This is a genomic window from Mesorhizobium sp. M1143, assembly GCF_040318435.1.
GTDB lineage: Bacteria > Pseudomonadota > Alphaproteobacteria > Rhizobiales > Rhizobiaceae > Mesorhizobium.
In genome coordinates this window covers 1-2,273 of sequence record NZ_JAMYMJ010000149.1, presented here as the reverse complement: position 1 = coordinate 2,273, position 2,273 = coordinate 1, and the positions used below count along the sequence as shown (strand labels likewise).

Sequence of the window (2,273 nt, the reverse complement as noted above, 5' to 3'; positions counted from 1 at the left end):
ATGGAAACGTCGTTCGCCAACGGCGGCCAGCTGTCCGCGAGCAATGCCGAAGTCTGGAATCACTGGTCGACCGTCCTCAAGGGCATCAAGTGGATGCTTCGGCGGGATGCGCCGCTTCTCATGAACCCTACCCCGTCGTGGCACAAATACAGCTGGCTGCTGGAATTCGTGTCCCATATTTCGCGATATCGCGAGAACACGATTGAAACGACCCGCCTGGCTATCGCGGCTCGCAAACACCTCTTCGAGATCGCCGACCGTGAAGGGATCGACTTTGATCACGTCCGTCGCGGGATCCTGCATGTTTATTGGGATAAAGCCGGCTTCGATCACGCGTCAAAGGTGAATGAGATGCTGAACGAGGGCGGCCTTGAGCGGCGATCGGTGACGCCCAGCGAAATTGCCGGGATTGAACCTGCCTTGCATGGCAATTTTTATGGAGGGTTTTACACCCCGTCCGATTCGACCGGCGACATCCACAAATATTGCGCGGGTTTGGAGAAGGCCTGCACAAAGCGCGGCGCCCAATTCATCTATGACGCTGCGGTGATCCGGATTGAACGCCGGGATCGCTTTCACCTCGTTTGCACAACTGAAGGCGCCGATCTGACGCTGGTGGCCGATGGCATTGTAGTGTGTGCGGGAACAAATAGCCGCGATATCGCTGCGATCCTCGGGGATCGCATCAATATTTATCCGGTGAAAGGCTATTCAATTACGGTGGAGTTGGAGGGGTCTACGGCAGATTCCTCGGCGCCTTGGGTAAGCATTCTGGACGACCGCGCAAAGATCGTGACCAGCCGCCTCGGCGCAGCGCGCCTGCGCGTGGCAGGTACCGCAGAGTTCAATGGCGTCAATTTCGACATCCGTGAAGATCGCATCAGACCTTTGGTCGACTGGACGCGGATGATGTTCCCGAAAGTGGTAACTGAACACGTTGTGCCGTGGGCAGGGCTGCGACCCATGATGCCGAACATGATGCCTCGGGTCGGTAAAGGCCGGGTTCCGGGTGTCTTCTACAATACGGGACACGGGCATCTAGGGTGGACGCTTTCTGCTGCAACATCGGCCATGCTGGCCACGATTGTGGCTGCCGATCTTCCGATCGATGCTCGTATGGCGGCATAGAAGACGCCAGATAACAAGCTCAAAGGAAAATCCAATATGACCAAGCTGACATTGGAAGTTGCCAATTCCATCATTAATCGGGCGTGCTCTACAGCAAGCGGGAAGGGTTTTAAGCCCTTGAGCGTTGCGGTCCTGGATGCTGCGGCCACTTGGTCGCGTTTCAGAAGCAGGACGGGGCCTCAATGCTCCGCTTTGAAATTGCATTCGGCAAGGCTTACGGAGCTTTGGCCGTCGGTTTCGGTTCGCGCTGGCTCGACAAAGCATCAGCCGACCGACCTCACTTTGTAGCCGGCCTGACCGCTATATCAGGCGGCAAGATTGTTCCCGTCCCCGGGGGCGTCCTCGTGCGAGACCAGGCCGGTCGGTTGCTTGGTGCGGTAGGGATCACTGGAGATACATCTGACAATGATGAAGCAGTGGCCGTGGAAGCAATCGAGATAGGCGGTTTGAATGCTCAGGCGGCCTGATTGAGGCTACCCGCCAAAGCGCCTCGCGCTCGTCGGGCGAGAGACGCAAATCTGGCGAGCGATCAGGCACATTTGAAATAGCGTCTGCGCCGTCAGCGCGATTTTGGCATCTTTCGTGCACTGAGCGCCTTTAGGATGGTGGTAGATGCAGCCGCCACGGCCGAAAGTCCGGACAAACAGGGTTATAGAATGGATCAGGAAGCCTCCTACGGCTTTGCGCCGACTGAGTTCGAAGGGCGTGTCGCCCGGGCTCAGCGGCTAATGGGTCAACATCGCCTCGACGGCTTGTTGCTCACTTCGATGGACAATATCCGGTATTTCATCGGTGTCGATTCCACGTTCTGGGAGAGTTATACCCGACCTTGGTTTGTATTAGTGCCTGCCGCCGGGGCGCCCCTTGCGATCATTCCCGAAATTGGAAGGGCTATCATAGAGACGACGTGGATTGAGGAAATCAGATCTTGGCCCTCGCCTCGGCCCGAGGACGAAGGCACATCTCTCGTTATCGCAGCAATATCCGAACTAACCCGGCGACACGGACGGGTCGGAGCCGAGCTTGGTTTCGAACTGCGACTGGGAATGCCGGTAACGCAATTGAATGCGATCATCGGTGGTCTGGAGGGCGTGGAGATTGTTGATGGTGCAAGCCTCATTTGGCAGCTCCGCATGATCAAGAGC

At 57.1% G+C, this 2,273-nt stretch carries 2 protein-coding genes and 1 pseudogene; all 3 read left to right on the top strand.

What is annotated here, in order from left to right; translation table 11 throughout:
• On the top strand, window positions 1-1,128 hold a 1,128-nt coding region (locus NKH35_RS31415), incomplete at its 5' end, for a D-amino acid dehydrogenase (RefSeq protein WP_352917542.1).
• Between the two features lie 36 nt (window positions 1,129-1,164).
• A pseudogene (locus NKH35_RS31410) lies at window positions 1,165-1,595 on the top strand (GlcG/HbpS family heme-binding protein).
• A gap of 189 nt (window positions 1,596-1,784) precedes the next feature.
• A partial coding sequence (locus NKH35_RS31405; protein WP_352917541.1) for an aminopeptidase P family N-terminal domain-containing protein occupies window positions 1,785-2,273 on the top strand: 489 nt, incomplete at its 3' end.